This is a genomic window from Streptomyces sp. NPDC006510 (assembly GCF_040611955.1).
In the GTDB taxonomy this organism is placed as follows: domain Bacteria; phylum Actinomycetota; class Actinomycetes; order Streptomycetales; family Streptomycetaceae; genus Streptomyces.
The window spans coordinates 1-5,902 of the sequence record NZ_JBEXPH010000327.1; the positions used below are offsets into that span (position 1 = coordinate 1).

5 protein-coding genes are annotated in these 5,902 nt (G+C 73.8%); 4 read left to right on the plus strand and 1 reads right to left on the minus strand.

Going from position 1 to position 5,902, the window contains the following annotated elements:
• From ABZY11_RS42370 to ABZY11_RS42385, 4 genes are all read left to right on the plus strand, one after another.
• The coding region (locus tag ABZY11_RS42370) for an ABC transporter substrate-binding protein (protein WP_356484284.1) at positions 1-1,020 on the plus strand (1,020 nt) is incomplete at its 5' end.
• Positions 1,021-1,284: 264 nt separating this feature from the next.
• Positions 1,285-2,313 carry an L-threonine 3-dehydrogenase gene (tdh, locus tag ABZY11_RS42375; protein ID WP_356484285.1) on the plus strand — a complete coding sequence of 343 codons (1,029 nt, stop codon included), beginning with the start codon at positions 1,285-1,287 and terminating at the stop codon, positions 2,311-2,313.
• Between the two features lie 36 nt (positions 2,314-2,349).
• The gene (locus ABZY11_RS42380) at positions 2,350-3,543 is read left to right on the plus strand and encodes a glycine C-acetyltransferase (RefSeq protein WP_356484286.1); all 1,194 of its coding nucleotides are present in this window, start codon (positions 2,350-2,352) and stop codon (positions 3,541-3,543) included.
• 67 nt (positions 3,544-3,610) lie between these two features.
• On the plus strand, positions 3,611-4,543 hold the full coding sequence (locus tag ABZY11_RS42385) for a LysR family transcriptional regulator (RefSeq protein ID WP_356484287.1): 933 nt from the start codon (positions 3,611-3,613) through the stop codon (positions 4,541-4,543).
• Positions 4,544-4,586: 43 nt separating this feature from the next.
• Here the strand turns inward: ABZY11_RS42385 and ABZY11_RS42390 are convergent.
• The coding region (locus tag ABZY11_RS42390; RefSeq protein WP_356484288.1) for an ABC transporter permease at positions 4,587-5,902 on the minus strand (1,316 nt) is incomplete at its 5' end.

The following is a 5,902-nucleotide window of genomic DNA, read 5'->3' on the forward strand; positions in this document are numbered from 1 at the left end:
GCAGTCGGCCTCGCGCACCAGCGGGGCATGCGGCTCGCCGTCGACGACCACAACGCCCGCGCCGACGCCCCCTTCCGGCTGGTCCTGCGCACCGAGGACGACTCCGGGGACCCCGCCCGCGCCCCGCGCACCGCCGACCGGCTGGCCGCCGACCCGAAGGTGCTGGCCGTCGTCGGCCCCACCGGGGACGTCGTCGCCGCATCCGTCGTCGAGCGCTACGAGCGGACCGGCCTCGCCCAGGTCGTCGTCGCGGCCCGGTCCACCACCGCCGAGGTCTCGGCCACGAAGACCCTCTGCGTGACCCGCCCCTTCGACAGCGCGCTGCCCATCGGCATCCTGCGCTACCTGTCCCAGGTCCGCCCGGCCCGGCGGCCGGCGATCGTGGAGGACGGCGCCGACCCCGAGGGCGCCTGGGCCATCGCGGACATCTTCCGGGACTCCCCGCCCGAAGGCGCCGAGGTGACCGTGCACCCGGTCGCGGCGGGCGCCGACGACTTCGGCCCGGCGGCCCGCGCGGTGGTCGCCGGGGGCGCGGACGCCGTCGTCCTCGCCGGATCGTCACCCGCCCGGGGCGCCCGCTGCGCCGCCGCCCTGGCCTCCGCCGGGTTCACCGGGACCCGCGTGGCCACCGGCCCCGTCCTGGCGCCCGCCTTCCTCCGGGGCGCGGGGGAGGCCGCCGAGGGATGGGTGTTCGCCCAGGCGTACAGCGACCCGGCGGCGGTCCCGGCCGCGAAGGCGTTCACCGCCGCGTACCGGAAGCGCTTCGGGGCCGCGCCGGGCCGCTGGGCCGCCGAGGCGTACGACGCGGTCGGGCTGATCGCCGAGGCGGCCCGGTCCACCAGCGCCACCGGAGCGGAACGCGAAGGCATGGCCCAGCGCCTGTTCCGGACCACCCACCCGGGCATCACCCGGACGCTGTCCTTCTACGCCAGCCGGCAGGTGCGGTACGAGACGGGGATCTTCCTCTACCGGGTCGAGCACGGACGGGCCCGCCTCCTGGGGCCCTTCACCAAGGTCTGAGCCGGAACCTCCATGCGTCGGACGGGGGAACCGTGCCGACGGCATGAAGCGGATCTTCGGGCGCGCTTAAGAAAACCTCGATGGACCTGTGGCGCGGGGTGCGGCAGATTTCTCCGTGACGGCCGAGGATGGTGCGCGGCAGCCGATCGACGCGCGCTGCCGATGTGTCCCGTCCCTCTCGATCCTCCCCGGGCCGCAGGCTTCCCCTTGGCATGCCCCCGGCCCGGGGTACTCAACGCCGCACCAGCGCAGGGAGCCGCAGCCGTGAAGGCACTCGTGAAGCAGAAGGCCGAGCCGGGACTCTGGCTGATGGACGTGCCGGAGCCGGAGATCGGCCCCACGGACGTACTGATCAAGGTGCTCCGTACCGGCATCTGCGGCACCGACCTGCACATCCGCAACTACGACGGCTGGGCGCAGCAGGCCGTACGAACCCCGCTCGTCCTCGGGCACGAGTTCGTCGGCGAGGTCGCGGAGACCGGCGCCGACGTCGTCGACATCAACGTCGGCGACCTGGTCAGCGGCGAGGGCCACCTGGTGTGCGGCAAGTGCCGCAACTGCCTGGCCGGCCGCCGTCACCTGTGCCGCTCCACGCTCGGGCTCGGCGTCGGCCGGGACGGGGCGTTCGCCGAGTACGTCGCCCTGCCCGCGTCCAACGTCTGGGTGCACCGGGTCCCCGTCGACCTCGACGTCGCCGCGATCTTCGACCCGTTCGGCAACGCCGTGCACACCGCGCTGTCGTTCCCGCTGGTCGGTGAGGACGTACTGATCACCGGCGCCGGACCGATCGGCATCATGGCCGCCGCTGTCGCCAAGCACGCTGGCGCCCGCAACGTCGTCATCACCGACGTCAGCGAGGCCCGCCTCGAACTGGCCCGGAAGGTCGGCGTCAGCCTCGCCCTGAACGTCGCCGAGGAGACCATCGCCGACGGTCAGCAGCACCTCGGACTGCGCGAGGGCTTCGACGTCGGCCTGGAGATGTCCGGCCGGCCCGAGGCGATGCGCGACATGATCGCGAACATGACGCACGGCGGCCGGATCGCGATGCTCGGACTGCCGTCCGAGGAGTTCGCCGTCGACTGGGCCCGCGTCGTCACCTCGATGATCACCGTCAAGGGCATCTACGGCCGCGAGATGTACGAGACCTGGTACGCCATGTCCGTACTGCTGGAGGGCGGCCTCGACCTCGCCCCCGTGATCACCGGCCGGTACGGCTACCGCGACTTCGAAGCGGCCTTCGACGACGCGGCGAGCGGCCGCGGCGGCAAGGTCATCCTCGACTGGACCTCCTGACCCGACGCCCTCGTAGACAACTGGGAGACACCCCTCATGTTCGACTCCGTACGCGACGACCTGCGCACCACCCTCGAAGAGATCGAGGCCGCCGGACTCCACAAGCCCGAGCGCGTGATCGGCACCCCGCAGTCCGCGTCGGTCGCCGTCACCGCGGGCGGCCGCCCCGGTGAGGTGCTCAACTTCTGCGCCAACAACTACCTGGGGCTCGCCGACCACCCCGAGGTGATCGGCGCCGCCCACCAGGCGCTGGACCGCTGGGGCTACGGCATGGCCTCGGTCCGCTTCATCTGCGGCACCCAGGAGGTCCACAAGGAGCTGGAGCAGCGGCTCTCCACGTTCCTCGGCCAGGAGGACACGATCCTCTACTCCTCCTGCTTCGACGCCAACGGCGGTGTCTTCGAGACCGTCCTCGGCCCGGAGGACGCGGTCATCTCCGACGCCCTCAACCACGCCTCCATCATCGACGGCATCCGCCTCTCCAAGGCCAAGCGGTTCCGCTACGCCAACCGCGACATGGACGACCTGGAGAAGCAGCTCAAGGAGGCGTCCGGCGCCCGGCGCAGGCTCGTCGTCACCGACGGTGTGTTCTCCATGGACGGGTACGTCGCCCCGCTGCGCGAGATCTGCGACCTGGCCGAGCGCTACGACGCCATGGTCATGGTCGACGACTCGCACGCCGTCGGCTTCGTCGGCCCCGGCGGCCGCGGCACGCCGGAGCTGCACGACGTGATGGACCGGGTCGACATCATCACCGGCACCCTGGGCAAGGCGCTCGGCGGCGCGTCCGGCGGCTATGTCGCGGCCCGCGCCGAGATCGTCGCGCTGCTGCGTCAGCGCTCCCGCCCGTACCTCTTCTCCAACTCCCTCGCCCCGGTCATCGCGGCGGCCTCGCTCAAGGTCCTCGACCTGCTGGAGGCCGCCGGCGACCTGCGCGAGCAGCTCAACGCCAACACCGCGCTCTTCCGTACCCGGATGACCGAGGAAGGCTTCGACATCCTGCCCGGCGACCACGCCATCGCCCCCGTCATGATCGGGGACGCGGCGAAGGCAGGCCGGATGGCGGAACTCCTCCTGGAGCGCGGTGTGTACGTGATCGGGTTCTCCTACCCGGTCGTCCCGCAGGGCGCGGCCCGGATCCGCGTCCAGCTCTCCGCCGCGCACTCCACGGAGGACGTGAACCGGGCGGTGGACGCGTTCGTCGACGCGCGGGCCGCACTGGGGGAGTAGCACCCGGGGTCTCACAGGGAACCCCGCCCGGCCGGGGTTCCCTGCGTGACCTGGGACAATGGGGCACATGATCGATTCACGGCGGCTGCGCATTCTCCGTGCGGTGGCCGACCACCGCACGGTGACCGCCGCCGCCGCCGCGCTGTACCTCACCCCCTCCGCGGTCTCCCAGCAGCTTGCCGCGCTGGAGCAGGAGACCGGGCACCGGCTCGTCGAACGGGGCGCGCGCGGCGCCCGGCTCACCCCCGCCGGGGAGATCCTGCTGACCCACACCAATGCGGTGCTGGCCCAGCTGGAACGGGCCGAGGCGGAGCTAGCCGCGTACGACGCGGGGGACGCGGGCACGGTCACCGTCGCCGCGTTCGCCACCGGCATCGGCCTGGTCCTCGCCCCCGCGATCGCCGAACTGACGCGCACCGCGCCCGGTATCCGGGTCCGGGTCCAGGACGCCGAGGGCGACGCGAGCGTGCCGATGGTGCTCGACCGGCAGGTCGATGTCGCGGTCGCCGTCGAGTACCGGGGCGCCCCGGGCGAGGACGACCGGCGGCTGACCCGGGTGCCGTTGTACTCCGAGCCGTTCGACGCGGTGCTGCCGGTCGGGCACCGGCTGGCCGACCGGGCACAGGTGGCGATCGCCGACCTGGAGAAGGACGCGTGGATCGGCCCCTACCCCGGCAATCCCTGCCACGACGTGGTGGTTCTGTCCTGTGAGTTCGCCGGGTTCCAGCCGAGGCTGGAGCACTCCTCGGACGACTTCCGCGCGGTGGTCGCGCTGGCCGGGGCGGGTGCCGGGGTGGCGCTGGTGCCGCGGTCGGCGCTGCGGGGGATGGAGCTGACGGGGGTGGTGGTGCGGCCGGTGGAGGGCAGCGCGCCGACCCGCCGGGTCTTCGCCGCAGTGCGGCACGGGGCGGAGGGGCATCCGCTGATCGCCCCGGTGCTCGACGCGCTGGCCGCGGCGGCGGTACGGGAGGGGGCGCTGCCCCTGCCCGCATCGCCATGACCCGCCCGCCCCTCGGCCCCCGGACGAGGCCAGGGGCGCGTCCTCACGTCCGGCGCCCGAGGACGAACCGGCCGCCGGACCACCCCGGCCACAACGCCCCCGCACCCGCCGCGACCATCACGGCCAGGGCGAGCACCCCGTACCGCTCGGGCGGCAGATACGGCACCGAGCCGGTCACCGACACCGCGAACGCCAGCAGCGGGACCGCCGCGACCAGCGTGCCGATCGCCAGCCCGGCCACCGCCACCAGTCCCGTCTCCAGCACCAGCATCCGCCGCACCTGACGGCGGCCCGCACCGACCATCCGCAACAGCCGGAACTCGGGGCGGCGGCCCACCGTGATCAGGGACAGCGTGCTGATCACCGCGAGCAGCGCGAAGCCACCGATCACCCCGACACCGATGATGATCATGGCGTTGTCCCGGTCCGACGACGACGGTGCGATCCGTACGTCGTCGGCCGTCGCGGGAAGGACCCGCACACCCGGGTACGGGGCGAGTGCACGCCGTACCGAAGCGGCGGCCGAGGCCGCCCGGCCGTCCGCCGAGCGGATCAGGATCCGCTGGTCGCGAAGGACCGAGACATGCCCGGCCAGCGCCTCGCGCGGCAGCATGAACTCGCCGAGCCCCAGCGCCCGTTCGTACAGCGCCACCACCCGCAGCCGTACCTCGGTGCCGTCGCCGAGACGGAGCTCCACCGTGTCCCCGGTGCCGACCCCGAGATCACCGGCCCGGTCCTCGCCGACCGCCACCGTGTCCCGGCCGGTGAGGTCCGCCGGATCACCCGCGGTGACATGCGGATCGAGCGTGCCGGACAGCTGGCCGGCCGTCACACCCAGCACCGGGAGCCGGTCGAGCTTCGGGTCACCCATCTCACGGTGCGCGAGGACGACGCCGGAGCGCAGCACACCGGTCGCCGCCGCCACCCCGGAAGCCCCGCGCACGGCCTCGGCGGCACCGGCGGGCAGTCCGGCGGCCGGTCCCGTCACCACCAGGTCGGCCCGGAGCGCGGCAGCGGCCTGCCGGTCGGCGGCCCGCTCCAGCGTCGAGCCCGCCGCCAGCTGTACGCAGACGAACGCGACGACCAGCACGATCGGGGTGATCGCCGCACCGAGGCGGCGGTTGTGCGCGGCGGCGGACTTGGCGGCGAGGAAGCCGGAGACCCCACCGGCACGCCGTACCGGAGTGCCGAGGACCCGCATCGCCCCCCGGGCGATCCACGGCCCGAGCAGCGCCACGGCGATGATCAGCGAGGTCGCCGCACCCGACGCGGCCATCGCGGCGGCCTGCCCGCCCTGCGCCGTCGCCGCGCCGGCCGCGCTCACACCCGCGATGGCCAGCACCGCCCCGCCGACCGTAC